General features: G+C 59.7%; 17 protein-coding genes. 6 read left to right on the top strand and 11 right to left on the bottom strand.

Going from position 1 to position 15,291, the window contains the following annotated elements; translation table 11 throughout:
• Nucleotides 1–47: 47 nt before the first annotated feature.
• Nucleotides 48–1,025, bottom strand: coding sequence for a dipeptidase (locus ACIQAL_RS25110; RefSeq protein ID WP_166595690.1), 978 nt, complete (start codon nucleotides 1,023–1,025; stop codon nucleotides 48–50).
• A 228-nt stretch (nucleotides 1,026–1,253) separates the two neighbouring features.
• On the opposite strand from ACIQAL_RS25110, the gene ACIQAL_RS25115 reads away from it, so the two are divergent.
• Complete coding sequence (locus ACIQAL_RS25115; RefSeq protein ID WP_166595691.1) at nucleotides 1,254–1,658, top strand: lysozyme inhibitor LprI family protein; 405 nt, start codon at nucleotides 1,254–1,256, stop codon at nucleotides 1,656–1,658.
• Nucleotides 1,659–1,706: 48 nt separating this feature from the next.
• On the top strand, nucleotides 1,707–2,129 hold the full coding sequence (locus ACIQAL_RS25120; RefSeq protein WP_401150264.1) for a DUF3010 family protein: 423 nt from the start codon (nucleotides 1,707–1,709) through the stop codon (nucleotides 2,127–2,129).
• Nucleotides 2,130–2,257: 128 nt separating this feature from the next.
• Here ACIQAL_RS25120 and ACIQAL_RS25125 read toward each other — a convergent pair whose 3' ends face one another.
• A complete protein-coding gene (locus ACIQAL_RS25125; RefSeq protein WP_401150265.1) occupies nucleotides 2,258–3,232 on the bottom strand; it encodes a hypothetical protein in 975 nt (324 codons plus the stop codon).
• A 111-nt stretch (nucleotides 3,233–3,343) separates the two neighbouring features.
• On the opposite strand from ACIQAL_RS25125, the gene ACIQAL_RS25130 reads away from it, so the two are divergent.
• Nucleotides 3,344–3,481 carry a hypothetical protein gene (locus ACIQAL_RS25130; protein WP_401150266.1) on the top strand — a complete coding sequence of 46 codons (138 nt, stop codon included), beginning with the start codon at nucleotides 3,344–3,346 and terminating at the stop codon, nucleotides 3,479–3,481.
• Nucleotides 3,482–3,494: 13 nt separating this feature from the next.
• Here the strand turns inward: ACIQAL_RS25130 and ACIQAL_RS25135 are convergent, their stop codons facing one another.
• Nucleotides 3,495–4,454: a GlxA family transcriptional regulator gene (locus ACIQAL_RS25135; protein WP_401150268.1), complete on the bottom strand. Its 960-nt coding sequence runs from the start codon at nucleotides 4,452–4,454 to the stop codon at nucleotides 3,495–3,497.
• A gap of 221 nt (nucleotides 4,455–4,675) precedes the next feature.
• Here ACIQAL_RS25135 and ACIQAL_RS25140 point away from each other — a divergent pair, with 221 nt between their 5' ends.
• From ACIQAL_RS25140 to ACIQAL_RS25150, 3 genes are all read left to right on the top strand, one after another.
• On the top strand, nucleotides 4,676–5,563 hold the full coding sequence (locus ACIQAL_RS25140; protein WP_166595694.1) for a 3-keto-5-aminohexanoate cleavage protein: 888 nt from the start codon (nucleotides 4,676–4,678) through the stop codon (nucleotides 5,561–5,563).
• Nucleotides 5,564–5,712: 149 nt separating this feature from the next.
• Nucleotides 5,713–6,678 carry an L-carnitine dehydrogenase gene (locus ACIQAL_RS25145; protein ID WP_401150269.1) on the top strand — a complete coding sequence of 322 codons (966 nt, stop codon included), beginning with the start codon at nucleotides 5,713–5,715 and terminating at the stop codon, nucleotides 6,676–6,678.
• A gap of 165 nt (nucleotides 6,679–6,843) precedes the next feature.
• The gene (locus tag ACIQAL_RS25150; protein WP_401150271.1) at nucleotides 6,844–7,320 is read left to right on the top strand and encodes a thioesterase family protein; all 477 of its coding nucleotides are present in this window, start codon (nucleotides 6,844–6,846) and stop codon (nucleotides 7,318–7,320) included.
• A 78-nt stretch (nucleotides 7,321–7,398) separates the two neighbouring features.
• Here ACIQAL_RS25150 and ACIQAL_RS25155 read toward each other — a convergent pair whose 3' ends face one another.
• The 8 genes from ACIQAL_RS25155 to epd form a co-directional block, all read right to left on the bottom strand.
• Nucleotides 7,399–8,667 carry an MFS transporter gene (locus ACIQAL_RS25155; protein ID WP_341961431.1) on the bottom strand — a complete coding sequence of 423 codons (1,269 nt, stop codon included), beginning with the start codon at nucleotides 8,665–8,667 and terminating at the stop codon, nucleotides 7,399–7,401.
• A gap of 91 nt (nucleotides 8,668–8,758) precedes the next feature.
• Complete coding sequence (locus ACIQAL_RS25160; protein ID WP_341961430.1) at nucleotides 8,759–9,637, bottom strand: alpha/beta hydrolase; 879 nt, start codon at nucleotides 9,635–9,637, stop codon at nucleotides 8,759–8,761.
• A 74-nt stretch (nucleotides 9,638–9,711) separates the two neighbouring features.
• Entirely contained in the window at nucleotides 9,712–10,731 is a 1,020-nt protein-coding gene (locus ACIQAL_RS25165) for a PdxA family protein (RefSeq protein ID WP_401150272.1), read from the bottom strand.
• Between the two features lie 369 nt (nucleotides 10,732–11,100).
• The gene (gene fba, locus ACIQAL_RS25170) at nucleotides 11,101–12,165 is read right to left on the bottom strand and encodes a class II fructose-bisphosphate aldolase (protein ID WP_401150274.1); all 1,065 of its coding nucleotides are present in this window, start codon (nucleotides 12,163–12,165) and stop codon (nucleotides 11,101–11,103) included.
• A gap of 124 nt (nucleotides 12,166–12,289) precedes the next feature.
• A complete protein-coding gene (locus ACIQAL_RS25175) occupies nucleotides 12,290–12,613 on the bottom strand; it encodes an MliC family protein (protein WP_341961428.1) in 324 nt (107 codons plus the stop codon).
• 99 nt (nucleotides 12,614–12,712) lie between these two features.
• A complete protein-coding gene (locus tag ACIQAL_RS25180) occupies nucleotides 12,713–12,940 on the bottom strand; it encodes a hypothetical protein (RefSeq protein ID WP_401150276.1) in 228 nt (75 codons plus the stop codon).
• Nucleotides 12,941–12,968: 28 nt separating this feature from the next.
• Nucleotides 12,969–14,132, bottom strand: a complete 1,164-nt coding sequence (locus ACIQAL_RS25185) for a phosphoglycerate kinase (protein WP_401150278.1) — start codon at nucleotides 14,130–14,132, stop codon at nucleotides 12,969–12,971.
• Between the two features lie 16 nt (nucleotides 14,133–14,148).
• Complete coding sequence (epd, locus tag ACIQAL_RS25190) at nucleotides 14,149–15,198, bottom strand: erythrose-4-phosphate dehydrogenase (RefSeq protein WP_401150279.1); 1,050 nt, start codon at nucleotides 15,196–15,198, stop codon at nucleotides 14,149–14,151.
• Nucleotides 15,199–15,291: the final 93 nt, after the last annotated feature.

Here is a 15,291-nt window from a genome sequence, read left to right on the forward strand (position 1 = left end):
GGATGCCCCCTCCGCGGACGGGAGGGGGAGAAATTCAGTAGAAAGGGTTACTCGCCCCAGACATCGCCCAAGATGCGAACCCAGTTCTCGCCCATGATCTTGCGTACAACGCGCTCCGAATGGCCGCGTTTGAGCAAGGTTTCGGTCAGGTTCGGGAACTCGCCGACGGTACGGATACCCAGCGGGTTGATGATCTTGCCGAAGTTGGTCAGGCGGCGGGCGTAGCCCTTGTCGTGGGTAAGGTATTCGAAGAATTCCTGGCCGTGACCCTGGGTGAAGTCGGTGCCGATACCGATGGCGTCTTCGCCCACGATGTTCATCACGTATTCGATGGCCTCGGCGTAGTCGTCGATGGTCGAATCGATGCCCTTGGCCAGGAACGGCGCGAACATGGTCACGCCGACAAAACCGCCGTGGTCAGCGATGAACTTCAGCTCAGCGTCGGATTTGTTGCGAGGGTGTTCTTTCAGACCCGAAGGCAGGCAGTGGGAATAGGTCACTGGCTTCTTCGATTCGAGGATGACTTCTTCGGAGGTCTTGGAGCCGACGTGGGACAGGTCGCACATGATGCCGACGCGGTTCATTTCCGCGACGATTTCACGACCGAAGCCCGACAGGCCGCCGTCGCGTTCGTAGCAGCCGGTGCCAACGAGGTTCTGGGTGTTGTAGCACATCTGCACGATGCCCACGCCCAGTTGCTTGAAGATCTCGACGTAGCCGATCTGGTCTTCGAACGCGTGGGCGTTCTGGAAGCCGAACAGGATGCCGGTCTTGCCCAGCTCTTTCGCCTTGCGGATGTCAGCGGTGTTGCGCACCTGGATCACCAGGTCGCTGTTCTCGCGGATCAGCTTCTGGCTGGCAGCGATGCTGTCGACAGTCTGCTTGAAGCCTTCCCACACCGACACTGTGCAGTTGGCCATGGTCAGGCCGCCTTTGCGCATGTCTTCAAACAGCTCACGGTTCCATTTGGCAATGATCAGACCGTCAATAACGATGCTGTCTGCGTGCAATTCGGCTGGGCTCATCAGGCTGTCCCCTCTAGGTTAATCACGCGCCGAAACGTCTGCCGGCGCTTTGGGGCCAGCATATGCCTGAGGGTCGGACGAGCCGGGTGCAAAAACGACAGGGGAATTGCCGAAAGCGTCAAGAAACGACAAAGGGCGACCGCATGCGTCTGCCGCCTGCGTTTGATAACTGTTCTTTGCCGCCGGGTTGGGCGAGAATTCCCGACATCACTGAATCGGGAAACCCCAATGAAGACGATTTTTCTGGCTCTGGCTCTATTCGCGACTGGCGCACATGCAGCGGCAAATCCGGACGCCACCCCTTGCGACGGCGTGGACGAGGACAAACAGACCCTGGAATGCTCCGTGTACAGCCGCGACACGGCGGTGAAGCTGCTGGACGAGAACTTCGACAACCTGCAAGAGCGCGTGAACACCCAGTTCGGCGCCAACAAAGCACAGGCCAACGAATTCATCGCCAAGCTGAAAACCGCCCAGGATGCCTGGAAAAAACTGCGCGACGCCGACTGCGCCGTGGAAGTCTTCCCTGCCAAACCCGGCACCAAGGAATTCAACATCGGCCAGAACGACTGCCTGGCGCGCACGAGCGACGAGCGGTCTGAGTATCTGGAAAGCATCGCCCAGTCTGAATGACGTTCGAATGCGCTACCCTGACGCCTTTTACAGGCTCAAGGTCAGCACATGAATATCTGCGGCGTAGAAATCAAAGGCAGCGAAGCCATTTTCGCTGTCGCCACTCGCGCCTCCGGCGCGCCTGAACATCTGCCACTGGCAACCAAAAAGATCGCCCTGGAAGACGATGACGAAGCCGCCAACGTCAAAGCGTTCGGGCGCCAAATCTCGACCTTCATTCACGAAAACGCCATCACCCACATCGCCATCAAAAAGCGCAGCAAAAAAGGCGAATTCGCGGGCGGCCCGACCACGTTCAAGATCGAAACGATTTTTCAGCTGCTGGATGACTGTGACGTCGTGCTGTTGTCGCCCCAGACCATTAACGCGCAGATGAAAAAGCACAACTTCGAACTGCCTGCGGGGCTGAACAAGTATCAGCATGAGGCGTACAAGGCGGCGTGTTCGGCGTTGATGAAAGGCTTGAAGTAACAGTTGGGGTCAACGTTCTACCCTGTGGGAGCGAATTCATTCGCGAATCAATTGATCAGCCGCCAAATCTCCATCGGATGTTCCGGCCATCGCGAATGAATCGGTCCCTCAGGTCCTGATGAATCCGGCTACGGTCTGCGCTGTCTTAACCACTCGCCAAACGCCTTGTCTTCCAACGCATAGGCGCCCCGGCTCGATTTCCAGACCAGCTCCTTTTCACGCAAGGACTCGATGGCGGCCTGAATGGTTTGCGTTCCAGGCACGACGTCACTGCCGAGGCTCTCCAATGCTTTACCAACTGCCAATACCGTCGCATCGGCAAACGGCGCAAACGGTTGGTTGTCATGCGCGCGATGAGCCATGACTTCCAACACACCGCGTTGCGGCGGCGTCAGCGCGTTATAGGCGCTCTCAAACTCTTCCCAGACGCCAGCGCGCAGCGATTCGGCGCTATTACGCAGCAATTCGCCGAGGTTTTGCGCCTCCCCAAGCTCCAGCGCGACATCGCCGATGATCGTGCGGAGCATTTCAGGTCGACGTCCCACCAAATCGAACGCAGCGTCGATATCAACTGCCGAGAATTGGTTGGTTTGCGCCAGATGGCTGTTCAGGTGGGCGGTGTAGGCCTTGGCGAAGTCTTTGCCCAGCAGGGGGAATGGTGTGATGCTCGACCCATAAAAAGGCTGGTTCTTGTTCAGCACCAGATGAGCGAGCTTGTCCCGATTAGAGCCGGTGAGAACTAGCCTCAATCCACCGTCCCCGCGCTCCAGCCCCTGATTCAACTCATCCCGTGCGGCCTTCAGCGCAAACATCGCGTTCACCCCTGCCTCGCTGGTCAACGCGTGCTGTGCCTCGTCGATGATCAGCACGATCATTTTCTGTGCAGCACTGTGCAGCAGCTCCAATGCCTGCGTGAGCGTTGCGCCGACAGGCAACTGCGGCTTGGTGAAGTCCCAAGAGAGCGTGCGCAGGAAATTGAGCTTTTCGATGCCGGCTGATTTGGCGAGCTTACGTATGCCTTTCTCGTAGGGGACCAACGCTGCGGCGATGGCTGCACTGATGAGCTCCGCAGGGTCCTTCTCCCGATCCGCCCACAGATCCACGTAGACCGGCTCCCAATCCTGCTTCAGGCATTGAGGCACCAGATCTTCGCGCAGAAATGTGCTTTTACCCGTGCGACGGGGAGCCGCCAAAAACAGCCCTGAGGAATAATCGTGCAAGCCTTCGCCGATCAGGCCCTGCGCAATGGAGAGGGCAAGGCTGTCGCGTCTGAATACAAAGCCGGTGCGCTTTGTCATAATTTATACCCAATTATTGCTACAACCATAATTTATGGTCGCCAGTATAATTGACCATAATTCAGAGTCAAACGACCTTGGGCTCCCGCGCCACCCGCCCACGGTCCTCCCTTGGACATACCACGTACCGCGCCTTGTAACTGCGGGTGAAATACGACGGTGACTCAAAGCCACACGCAATGCTGACCTCCAGCACACTCATGTCGCTCTGCCGCAACAACTGCCGGGCCTTCTCAAGGCGCAGGCCGAGGTAAAAGTTGCTTGGTGTGTCATTCAAGTGCAGACGAAACAGCCGCTCCAGCTGACGGCGTGTCACCTGAATGCCGTCCGCCAGTTCCAGTGTGCTCAGTGGCGGCTCGGTGTGCTGCTCCATCACGCCAATCACCTGCACCAGCTTCTTGTTATTGATGCCGTAACGCGTGGCGATCTGCATGCGCTGGTGGTCTTTGCGCTGACGGATGCGGCCCAGCACAAACTGTTCTGACACCTTGATCGCCAGATCCGGGCCGTGGGCCTGGCCGATGAGGTCGAGCATCAGGTCGATGGAGGCCGTGCCGCCTGCCGAGCTGATGCGGCGGCGGTCGATTTCGAAGAGTTCCTGGGTCGCTTGCACCTTGGGGTAGGTTTCCTTGAAGGCGTCGAGCGCCTCCCAATGCAGCGTCAAACGGTAACCGTCCAACAGGTCCGCTTCGGCCAGTACGAAACTGCCGGTGTCGATGGCTCCCAAGGTCACACCTTCCAGATCAAGGCGTCGCAGCCAATGCTCCAACGTCGAGGTGTAACACTTCAGCGGGTCTACGCTGGCCATGACGCACAACGTCGCGCCCTTTTTCAGCGGCTCCAGCGCGGCGTCAGCGTTGACCGACATCCCGTTGCTGGCGATCACCGGCCCGCCGTCGGCGCTCAGCACATGCCACCGATACAACTCGCCCCCAAACCGGTTGGCCACGCGCAGAGGCTCCAGCGCCGAGACGAAGCCCATCATGGAGAAACCGGGCATGAGCAGAAAATAGAAATCCTGGGACATCGTTGGCGCGTTCCTTGGGGATTTTTGTCGGGCAAAGCCTCTATAGCCGGTATGAGATACGCCTGTTCAGACACCGAGGCAATAACACAGGTCGCTCCCGTGCAAGAGCTTGTCGCCGCTGTGCGTTTTGAGGGGCCTTGGGCTGCGTAGCTTTGCACCTCAAAAGCAGGTGCTAAAAAGCCTGCGCCTCACACGACCCTGGCCTGCAAGGAACCTCACTCATGAATCACGACGTCATCATCACCTGCGCACTCACCGGTGCTGGCGACACGACCGGGAAAAGCCATCTGGTCCCGATCACCCCGAAACAGATCGCTGCGGCCGCCGTCGAGGCAGCTAAAGCAGGTGCGACCGTCGTGCATTGCCATGTGCGTGATCCGCAGACCGGCAAGTTCAGTCGTGACGTCGAGCTGTACCGCGAGACCATGGACCGCATCCGTGAAGCGGACATCGACATCATCGTCAACCTGACCGCAGGCATGGGTGGCGACCTGGAAATCGGCCCGGGCGAGCGCCCGACCGACTTCGGCCCGAACACTGACCTCGTCGGCCCGCTGGCCCGTCTGGCCCACGTCGAAGCGCTGCTGCCGGAAATCTGCACGCTGGACTGCGGCACCCTGAACTTCGGCGACGGCGACACCATTTATGTGTCCACTCCCGCGCAACTGCGTGCAGGTGCTAAACGCATTCAGGAACTGGGCGTGAAGGCCGAGCTGGAAATCTTCGACACCGGCCATCTCTGGTTCGCCAAGCAAATGATGAAAGAAGGCCTGCTCGACAACCCGCTGTTCCAGCTGTGTCTGGGCATCCCGTGGGGCGCCCCGGCGGACACCACCACGATGAAGGCCATGGTCGACAACCTGCCAGCGGACGTGGTCTGGGCCGGTTTCGGGATCGGACGCATGCAGATGCCAATGGCGGCGCAAGCGGTGCTGCTGGGCGGCAACGTGCGGGTCGGTCTGGAAGACAACATCTGGCTGGATAAGGGCGTGCTGGCGAGCAACGGCGCACTGGTCGAACGCGCCAGCGAAATCCTCAGCCGCATGGGTGCCCGGGTCATGACCCCAGCTGAAGGCCGCGTGAAGATGGGCCTGAAAAAGCGCTTCTAAACGGGACACCTCTATCCCCTGTGGGAGCCGGCTTGCTGGCGAATGCGGTACATCTGTGACGATACAGGTCACTGACACACCGCATTCGTCGGAACGCCGGCTCCCACATCAGATCGCATCGACCACAGAATTCTTGTCAGGACATCACCATGACCTTCATCACCGAAATCAAAACCTTCGCCGCGCTGGGTAGCGGTGTCATTGGCAGCGGCTGGGTTGCCCGCGCCCTCGCCCACGGCCTTGACGTCGTCGCCTGGGACCCGGCACCGGGTGCCGAAGCCGCCCTGCGCAAACGCGTCGCCAACGCCTGGCCTGCGCTGGAGCAGAAACGCCTGGCCGCTGGCGCCTCTCAAGATCGCCTGAAGTTCGTCGCGACTATCGAAGAATGCGTGCGCGACGCTGACTTCATTCAGGAAAGCGCCCCGGAGCGTCTGGACCTGAAGCTCGATTTGCACAGCAAGATCAGCGCCGCGGCCAAGCCCAACGCGATCATCGGCTCCAGCACCTCGGGTCTGCTGCCGTCGGAATTCTACGAAAGCGCGACCCACCCTGAGCGTTGCGTGGTCGGTCACCCGTTCAACCCGGTTTACCTGCTGCCGTTGGTCGAGGTCGTCGGCGGCAAGAACACCTCGCCCGAAGCCGTTCAGGCGGCGATCAAAGTGTACGAATCCCTTGGCATGCGCCCTCTTCACGTGCGCAAGGAAGTCCCGGGCTTCATTGCTGACCGCTTGCTCGAAGCGCTGTGGCGTGAGGCGCTGCACCTGGTCAACGATGGCGTGGCGACCACGGGTGAGATCGACGATGCGATCCGCTTTGGCGCCGGGCTGCGCTGGTCGTTCATGGGCACGTTCCTGACTTACACCCTGGCAGGCGGCGATGCGGGCATGCGGCACTTCATGGCGCAGTTTGGTCCGGCCCTTCAACTGCCGTGGACGTACCTGCCAGCGCCTGAGCTGACCGACAAGCTGATCGACGATGTGGTCGATGGCACCAGCGATCAGCTCGGCACGCACAGCATCTCGGCGCTGGAGCGTTATCGCGATGACTGCCTGCTGGCGGTGCTGGAAGCAGTGAAGGCCACCAAGGCCAAGCACGGGATGGCGTTTGAGGACTGATCAGCACCTGATTGAATAACGCGCAACCTGTGGGAGCGAATTTATTCGCGATGCGGTGGTACAAACGATGAATCCGCGTCGGGTGTACCGGCCTCTCGCGAATGAATTCGCTCCTACAGGGGACCGCGCTAGCCCGCCACTCTGTGACCTTTCTGGATGTTTGCCATGCCCGCTTTGATCACTCACAAAACCCCGATCCTCCAGGATTGGGTGGACTACAACGGCCATCTGCGCGATGCGTTCTATCTGCTGATCTTCAGCTATGCAACCGACGCGTTCATGGACCGTATCGGCCTGGCCAGCGACGACCGGGATGCCAGCGGCAACTCGCTGTTCACCCTGGAAGCACACATCAACTACTTGCACGAAGTGAAACTTGGCGAAGACGTCGAGGTGCGTACGCAGATCGTTGCTCATGACCTCAAACGCGTGCAGCTCTATCACAGCCTCTACAAAGCGGGGGGCGACGAAGAACTGGCGGCCAGCGATCAGATGCTGCTGCATGTGGACCTCGCAGCAGGTCCCAAATCGGCGCCGTTCAGTGAGCAATCGCTGGAAGCATTGCGCTTGCTCAGTGAAGCGCAGCACGACCAACCGTCTCCGACGTATGTCGGTCGAGTGATCGGTCTACCGAAACGCTGATGTCTTTGTAGCCGCGCGGCTCGTCGGCGGAATGGGTGAAAATCGCTTCCGCTTACGAGCCGTACGGCCATCGATGATCTACGCCACCACCCGTTTCCCGGTGGACGGTGAAACGGCGCTGACAGCCGGTTCATCGTCCAGCTTGATGAACATCGCCAACACCGGCCCCAACAGCACCACGACGATGGACGCCGAGAAGGCCGCCATCCAGTTGGTGCCTGTCACGTCCAGCAACCAGCCGATCACGACCGGCGACACCGCCCCTGCCACGGCCATGCCGAAGAAGGTGCACGCGCTGGAGGTGGCCGAATGCTCGTGAGAGACCTCCGTCCCGATCACCCACAACGGCGAGTCCGCCAGCTCCGAGCAGAAGAACGAAAAGCTCAGGCCTGCCGCACAGATGTAGATGTTTTGCGTGAACATCAGTGGGATTAGCCCGATGATCGACGCCAGAAAGCCAAAGATGATCAGATCACGACGCGAGCGCAGCTTGTTGCCGGTCACCTTGAACCGCCAATCCGAGAGCATTCCGCCCACTGCCGTACCGACCGTCCCGCCCAGCAATACGAAGGTGGAAAACAGCGCGGTCTTCGACAGATCCATCCCGTAGCGCTGCGTGAAAAACGACGGAATCCAGTTCAGAAAAAACCACAACACCCAGCCGTGACAGAAACAGGTCGCTGCAGCCGGCCAGACTTTGCGCAACATCGTCGGCCAATGCACCGGCGTCGGTGCACGAACCGGCTCCATGACCACGGCTTCGACCTGTTTCTTCGACTCGCCGAGAATGAAGTACATGACAAACATGTAGATCAGCGTCAGCACGCCCAGAATGATGAATGCCATGCGCCACGAGAACTGCAGGATCAGGAAAGTCACGATCAGCGGCGCCAGCGCGTTGGCCAGTCGTCCTGACGCATGCATGACGCCTTGGGCGGTGCCCCGCTGGGTGATGGGAATGGCCCGCGCGATCATCCGTGCGGCAGTCGGGTAGATCGGCGCCTCGCCAATACCGACCACGAATCGGGCAATGACCAGCACGACCAGCCCGCTGACCAGGCCGGTCGCAATCGTCGCCACCGACCAGATCACGCCGTACAGCAGCATCGCCTTGCGCGAGCCGATACGGTCACTGAGCCAGCCGCCAGGGATCATGAAGCAGCTGTAGGCCACCGCGAAGGCCGAGAACATCATGCCGAGGTTGGTGTTGCTGAAACCCAGCTCTTTACTGATGGTGGGGGCGGCGACCGCCAGGTTGGTGCGGTCGACATACATGATGAAAGCCATGACGCAAAGCAACACGAAGGTCAGTGTCGCCCTGCGCTTTTGCGCATGAGTCGGTAACATTTTTTCCACCTGTTCTTATCTTTATCGTGGAACGAGCGGCCTTCCTGATTTGGGTCAGGCCGCTCGCGTCGCTACTGCTGACAACTGCGACTTACTTGAAGAAGCCCTGCAACACCTCGTAGGTCTCGTCGGGGCACTCTTCCTGCAGGTAATGACCTGAGGGCACGGTGGCCGTCTGCACGATATTGGTCGCGTAACGGCCCCAGACTTCGGCGGCGTTGTGATTGCGGCCCACGCCGCCTTTCTCGCCCCACACGATCAGCGACGGGGTTTGCACCTTACGGCCTGCATCGAAGTCCGCCGTGTCCATGTCCAGATCGATGCCGAATGTGGCCCGGTAGTCTTCACACATGGCGTGGGTGGTGGCCGGATTCTTGATGCAGCGAATGTAATCGGCCAGCGCTTCGGGACCGAAAAAGGCCGTGCCCTGCGCGGTTTTCGAGAGTTTGCGCAGGATGAAGAACTCGGGGTCGGCGTTCATCATGGTTTCCGGGGTCGGGTAGTCCTGCGCCATGAAGAACCAGTGCCACGAGAACTTTCCCCATTGGCGGGTGACGTTATTGAGCAAGTGGTGCTGAGGCAGCATGTCAACGAATCCCGCTTTGAGCACTTTTTCAGGGTGATCGAGGCACATACGGTGCAAAACACGGGCGCCGCGATCATGCCCGGCGGCGTTGAACTGTTCGAAGCCCAGCGATTGCATGACTTCGACCTGATCCTGCGCCATGGAGCGGAACGAATAAGCCGAATGGTCGCCACCGCCTTCGGGTTTGGAGCTGTCGCCATAGCCGCGCAAATCGGTGCAGACAACGGTGAAATCCTTGGCCAGACGCGGCGCGATCTTGTGCCAGGACAGGTGATTGAACGGGTTGCCGTGCATCAGCAACAGGGGTGGTCCTTCGCCGCCGACGACGGTGACGATCTCGGCGCCGCTGGTTTTGACGGTGGTTTTGGTGAAATTTTCGAACATATCGCCAGCCTCTTTCTTATCGGTTTTATTCTTGAGTACGAACGTCCTTTACCAACCGGGTGAATTCCCTGTCCTTATGCGGTGGCCACCTCGCGCTTGATTTTGCGAGCGGCGGCGTTGTCGGTGGCGACGCGGAAGGCCGCAGCCATCGCGCCTACGTCCGCCTTGCCGGTGCCAACGATGTCGTAGGCCACGCCATGGGCAGGCGTCGCGTAGACCGTTTTCAGTCCACCGGTCAGGGTGACGCCTTGGGAGAAGCCGAGCAGCTTGGTCGCGATCTGGCCCTGGTCGTGGTACATGATCACCACCGCGTCGAAATCGCCGTTGCGGGCCTTGATGAACACGGTGTCGGACGGGAATGGACCTTCACTGGCCAAGCCTTTGGCACGCAATTTTTCGAGGGTCGGGCGGATGATCGTGATTTCTTCGTCGCCGAACAGGCCGTTCTCGCCGTTGTGCGGATTGAGCGCGGCAACGCCAATGCGCGGGGCTGGATTACCGAGCGCTTTCAAGGTGTCGTGGGCCAGTTGCAGAGCGCCTTCGATGCGATCCGGCTGGACCATATCGACCGCTTTGCGCAGGGCAACGTGGGAGGTGACACGAAAGGTAGAGAACTGCGGGATGATATTCACTTCGCCGAAGTAGCCGACATGATCGGTCCAGGCCGCGAACATCTGATGTTCGTCGTGGTAATTCCAGCCGCCACGGTGCAGGCCTGCCTTGTTCAGCGGCGCAAAGCAGATGCCGTCCAGTTCGCCAGCCAGCGCGAGGTCGGTCATCACTTTGAGGGTTTCGCCGGTCAGGCGGCCGGATTCGGCGTTGACCTGGCCGCGTTCGAACAGCGAAGGGTCAACGTTGTGCAGGTCCAGCAAGGGAACGGCTTCGCCGCTGTGATCGGCGTCGCTGAGGGTCGAGATAACGGTGTAGGGGATGGTCAGGCCTGTGTCATGCATCCCCAGTTTCAGGACACGTTCGTCACCGATGATCACCACGTCAGCCCGTTCACGTGCCTGGGGAGTCGAGAGCAGCTTCACCACCAGCTCAGGGCCGATGCCTGTGACATCACCGAGCATAAGTCCAATCAGAGGCTTCATCAGGTGTTTCTCCGGTTCGGTTTTGTTTTTGTAGTGATCCTCATCCTAGACCTGCCCTGTTCCCCAACAACGTGCAAACCGTGGCAGGGCGATTCACGGAGTGTGGTTTTGAGGTACCCGAAACTCGGCGCTTCTGCCCGGAGGGCGTGGGAGCTTGGCTTGCCAGCGATCTGGTGCGCAGCGCCAGTAAAACCTGCGCATGGTTTTCTTCAGACAGACCGCTTGAGCCGAATTTGCTGCCGGTGCCCGGCAGATCGCTGGCAAGCCAGGCTCCCACGCCCTCCGGGCAGAATCAAAGCTCACAATCGAGCCACAAAAAAGCCCGCATCGCTGCGGGCTTCTTCGTATTGCTTACCGATCAAATAATGATCAGTTGACCTTGGCGTTCAACTCGCCTTTGACATAACGCTCGAACATCTTCTCCAGGGAGATCGGTTTGATCTTGGAGGCGTTGCCAGCGGTACCGAAGGCTTCGTAGCGGGCGATGCAGACATCGCGCATAGCCAAAACGGTTTTCGCCAGATATTTACGTGGGTCGAACTCGCTTGGGTTCTTGGCCATGAACTCGCGGATGGCACCGGTGGACGCCAGACGCAGGTCGGTGTCGATGTTGACCTTGCGCACGCCGTGCTTGATGCCTTCAACGATTTCTTCAACCGGCACACCGTAGGTTTCTTTGATGTCGCCGCCGAACTCGTTGATGATCTTCAGCCATTCCTGAGGAACGGACGACGAACCGTGCATCACCAGGTGAGTGTTCGGAATGCGCTTGTGAATCTCTTTGATGCGCTCGATCGCCAGGATGTCGCCGGTTGGCGGCTTGGTGAACTTGTACGCGCCGTGGCTGGTGCCGATGGCGATGGCCAGGGCGTCAACCTGAGTCTTCTTCACGAAGTCAGCGGCTTCTTCCGGGTCGGTCAGCATCTGGCTGTGATCCAGTTGACCTTCGGCGCCAACGCCGTCTTCTTCACCGGCCATGCCGGTTTCCAGCGAACCGAGAACACCCAGCTCACCTTCAACGGAAACGCCGCAGGCGTGCGCCATGGCGACGGTTTCCTGGGTGACGCGGACGTTGTATTCGTAGTCGGCCGGGCTCTTGCCGTCTTCACGCAGGGAGCCGTCCATCATGACCGAGCTGAAGCCCAATTGGATCGAACGCTGGCAGATGGCAGGGCTGGTGCCGTGGTCCTGGTGCATGACCACCGGGATGTGCGGGAATTCTTCGATTGCCGCGAGGATCAGGTGACGCAGAAACGGGGCGCCTGCGTATTTACGCGCGCCGGCCGAGGCCTGAACGATCACCGGGGAATCGGTCTTGTCGGCCGCTTCCATAATGGCGCGCATCTGTTCCAGGTTGTTCACGTTGAAGGCTGGAACGCCGTAGCCGAATTCGGCGGCGTGGTCCAACATCTGGCGCATGCTGATAAGTGCCATTGTCTGTCTCTCTCCCGGTAGGGTCGTTAATCGCGTGTGCCTGCCGTAACGGCGGCTATTCAAATTATAGGGGCGTTACTGCTGATCACCGCCCGGTGTTGCATCGGTCGAACCGCTTGGCGCATCAAGGCGCCGTGCAGCCCCGACCGATCAAATCGTTGGTAGCGTCCCAATAGACCAGGCCTTCGCTACCTTTGTTGTCGAACGCCAGGACCCCGTTGCTGTACAGCGCACCCGAAGCACCGGGCGCGGCCTGCAGACGGAATACCTGCTCGCTCTGGTTCAGGCGCACATCAACCTCTTTCTTCGCAGGGTCAGCATAGCGCCAGTAAATCTCCGCCTTGCTGTCACAGACCCAATGGGTCCAGGGCGTAGCGGGTTCAGAAGCCTTCATGCTGGCGCAACCGCCCAGCAGCATCAGTGTCGCAAGGGCAATCAAGCCTTTCATTACCACTCCTGGAACCCCTGCGGGACGCGACTTCCATCAACGTTCCGATACCCAGGGGCAGTTCTGTTTCTGATGTTTCTGTTCGCTGTCAGTTCAGATTCAGCGACAGGCTACCGGCCCGACAGCGGGCATGAACTCGTACTTTTCCCAGACGTCGGGACCGCCGCGCTTGTACACGATCGGCACGGTTTCCGCCTGCCAGCCCGCCTGATAGCAGCTGACCTGAAGCTGTTCCGGTGCCGTATTCAGCGCCGTCTGGGCTTCGGGCTTGCTCGCGCAGCCGACCAGCAAACCCGCCATGATCAACAGCGGTAATGGCTTGACCATCTCACTCCCCTTCACCTCAGCCTGAAATTCAGGCCTTGGCGCGTTGTTCCAGAATTTCCACGGCTGGCAAGACCTTGCCCTCGACGAACTCGAGGAACGCGCCGCCACCCGTGGAAATATAAGAGATGTCGTCCTTCACACCGTATTTGTCGATGGCCGCCAGCGTATCGCCGCCACCCGCGATGGAGAACGCCGAGCTGTCGGCAATTGCTTTGGCCAACGTCTTGGTGCCTTCACCGAACTGGTCGAACTCGAACACGCCCACCGGGCCGTTCCACAGAATAGTCTTGGAAGATTTCAACAAGTCGGCGAATTGGGCGGCAGTTTTCGGGCCAATGTCGAGGATCATGTCGTCGTCGGCCACGTCGGCGATCAACTTCACGGTCGCTTCGGCTTTGTCCGAGAACTCCTTGGCAACCACTACATCCACCGGCAATGGCACGCTGACCTTGGCCGCAATGGCTTTGGCGGTGTCCAGCAGGTCCGGTTCGTACAGCGATTTACCCACCTTGTGACCGGCTGCGGCCAGGAAGGTGTTGGCGATGCCGCCACCGACGATCAGTTGATCGCACTTCTCGCTCAGGCTGTTGAGCACGTCCAGCTTCGTCGAAACCTTGGAGCCAGCGACGATGGCCGCCATCGGCTTGGCCGGGTTGCCCAGCGCTTTGCCCAGCGCGTCCAGCTCGGCGGCCAGCAGAGGACCGGCCGCAGCGACTTTGGCGAATTTGGCGACGCCGTGGGTCGAGCCTTCAGCGCGGTGAGCGGTGCCGAAGGCGTCCATCACGAAGACGTCGCAGAGGGCTGCGTACTTCTGCGCCAACTCGTCGGCGTTTTTCTTCTCGCCCTTGTTGAAGCGCACGTTTTCGAACAGCACGATATCGCCTGCCTTGACGCTGACGCCGTCCAGGTAATCAGCCACCAGCGGCACGTCACGGCCCAGGGCCTTGCTCAGATAATCGGCAACCGGCTTGAGGCTGTTCTCGGCGGAGAATTCACCTTCGGTCGGACGACCCAGGTGCGAGCAAACCATGACGGCCGCGCCTTTCTCCAGCGCCAGTTTGATGGTCGGCAGCGAAGCAAGAATGCGTGCGTCGCTGGTGACGACACCGTCCTTGACCGGGACGTTGAGGTCTTCGCGGATCAGTACACGCTTACCTTGCAGATCGAGGTCGGTCATCTTCAACACGGTCATGAGGCGTTCCCTGTTTTTACTGTTGTTTATGGATACTGCGCAGATAGTGATCAGCGACATCCAGCATTCGGTTGGCAAAACCCCATTCATTGTCGAACCAGGCAAGGACGTTGACCAGTCGCGGGCCGGAGACCCGTGTCTGGCTGGCATCGATGATGGCCGAATGAGGGTCATGGTTGAAATCACAACTGGCGTGCGGCAATTCGGTGTAGGCCAACAAACCCTTGAGCGGGCCGCTGGTGGCGGCCGCGCGCAAAATGCGGTTGATCTCGAACGCGTCGGTGTCACGCGCCACCTGCAACGTGATGTCCAGGCAGGAGACGTTCACCGTCGGCACACGAACTGCTTTGGCCTGAATTCGGCCGGCAAGTTCCGGAAGCAGCCGCTCAATGCCCCGCGCCAGACCAGTGGACACCGGAATAATCGACTGGAAGGCCGAGCGCGTGCGCCGCAAATCCTCATGATGATAGGCGTCAATCACGGGTTGGTCGTTCATCGCCGAGTGAATCGTGGTGATGGTGACGTATTCCAGGCCCAGCTCGCGATTCAGCAGGTCCAGCAACGGCACGCTGCAATTGGTGGTACAGGACGCCGCTGACACCAGCAGTTCCTCACCCGTCAGCGTTTCCTGATTGATGCCGTAGACAATCGTGGCATCGACATCGGCTTCGCTGGCCATCGGCTGCGAGAACAGGACACGCGGCGCGCGGGCGGACAGAAAACGTTCGCCATCAGCGCGGCTGTTGTAGACGCCCGAGCATTCGAGCACCAGATCGACGTCAAGCTCGTTCCAGTCGATGCCTTCCGGCGTCGCGCTGCGGAACACTTTGATGACGTGATCGTTGATGTGCAGATAATCGCCTTCGACCCGCACTTCGCCGGGAAACCGGCCGTGTGTGGAGTCAAAGCGCGTGAGGTATTCGAGACTGGCCATGTCGGCCAGATCGTTGATCGCCACCACTTCAAAGCCCGCCTTCGCACCTCGCTCGCACAGCGCGCGCAGCACGCAGCGGCCGATCCGACCGTAACCATTGAGGGCGACTTTATAAGGGCGTGAATGAGGCATGGGGGTTCTCAAATATTTCGTGATGTTTAGAGAACCTGTAGGAGTGAGCTTGCTCGCGATTGCGGTACATCTGTCGACGAATTCATCACCGAC

It is taken from the genome of Pseudomonas sp. NPDC088368 (genome assembly GCF_044753445.1).
In the GTDB taxonomy this organism is placed as follows: domain Bacteria; phylum Pseudomonadota; class Gammaproteobacteria; order Pseudomonadales; family Pseudomonadaceae; genus Aquipseudomonas; species Aquipseudomonas bambusae.

What these genes read in the sequence shown, in the direction of transcription:
- ACIQAL_RS25110 (WP_166595690.1), bottom strand. Translation starts at nt 1,025, where the DNA reads ATGAGCCCAGCCGAATTGCACGCAGACAGCATCGTTATTGACGGTCTG.
- ACIQAL_RS25115 (WP_166595691.1), top strand. Translation starts at nt 1,254, where the DNA reads ATGAAGACGATTTTTCTGGCTCTGGCTCTATTCGCGACTGGCGCACAT.
- ACIQAL_RS25120 (WP_401150264.1), top strand. Translation starts at nt 1,707, where the DNA reads ATGAATATCTGCGGCGTAGAAATCAAAGGCAGCGAAGCCATTTTCGCT.
- ACIQAL_RS25135 (WP_401150268.1), bottom strand. Translation starts at nt 4,454, where the DNA reads ATGTCCCAGGATTTCTATTTTCTGCTCATGCCCGGTTTCTCCATGATG.
- ACIQAL_RS25140 (WP_166595694.1), top strand. Translation starts at nt 4,676, where the DNA reads ATGAATCACGACGTCATCATCACCTGCGCACTCACCGGTGCTGGCGAC.
- ACIQAL_RS25145 (WP_401150269.1), top strand. Translation starts at nt 5,713, where the DNA reads ATGACCTTCATCACCGAAATCAAAACCTTCGCCGCGCTGGGTAGCGGT.
- ACIQAL_RS25150 (WP_401150271.1), top strand. Translation starts at nt 6,844, where the DNA reads ATGCCCGCTTTGATCACTCACAAAACCCCGATCCTCCAGGATTGGGTG.
- ACIQAL_RS25155 (WP_341961431.1), bottom strand. Translation starts at nt 8,667, where the DNA reads ATGTTACCGACTCATGCGCAAAAGCGCAGGGCGACACTGACCTTCGTG.
- ACIQAL_RS25160 (WP_341961430.1), bottom strand. Translation starts at nt 9,637, where the DNA reads ATGTTCGAAAATTTCACCAAAACCACCGTCAAAACCAGCGGCGCCGAG.
- ACIQAL_RS25165 (WP_401150272.1), bottom strand. Translation starts at nt 10,731, where the DNA reads ATGAAGCCTCTGATTGGACTTATGCTCGGTGATGTCACAGGCATCGGC.
- fba (WP_401150274.1), bottom strand. Translation starts at nt 12,165, where the DNA reads ATGGCACTTATCAGCATGCGCCAGATGTTGGACCACGCCGCCGAATTC.
- ACIQAL_RS25175 (WP_341961428.1), bottom strand. Translation starts at nt 12,613, where the DNA reads ATGAAAGGCTTGATTGCCCTTGCGACACTGATGCTGCTGGGCGGTTGC.
- ACIQAL_RS25180 (WP_401150276.1), bottom strand. Translation starts at nt 12,940, where the DNA reads ATGGTCAAGCCATTACCGCTGTTGATCATGGCGGGTTTGCTGGTCGGC.
- ACIQAL_RS25185 (WP_401150278.1), bottom strand. Translation starts at nt 14,132, where the DNA reads ATGACCGTGTTGAAGATGACCGACCTCGATCTGCAAGGTAAGCGTGTA.
- epd (WP_401150279.1), bottom strand. Translation starts at nt 15,198, where the DNA reads ATGCCTCATTCACGCCCTTATAAAGTCGCCCTCAATGGTTACGGTCGG.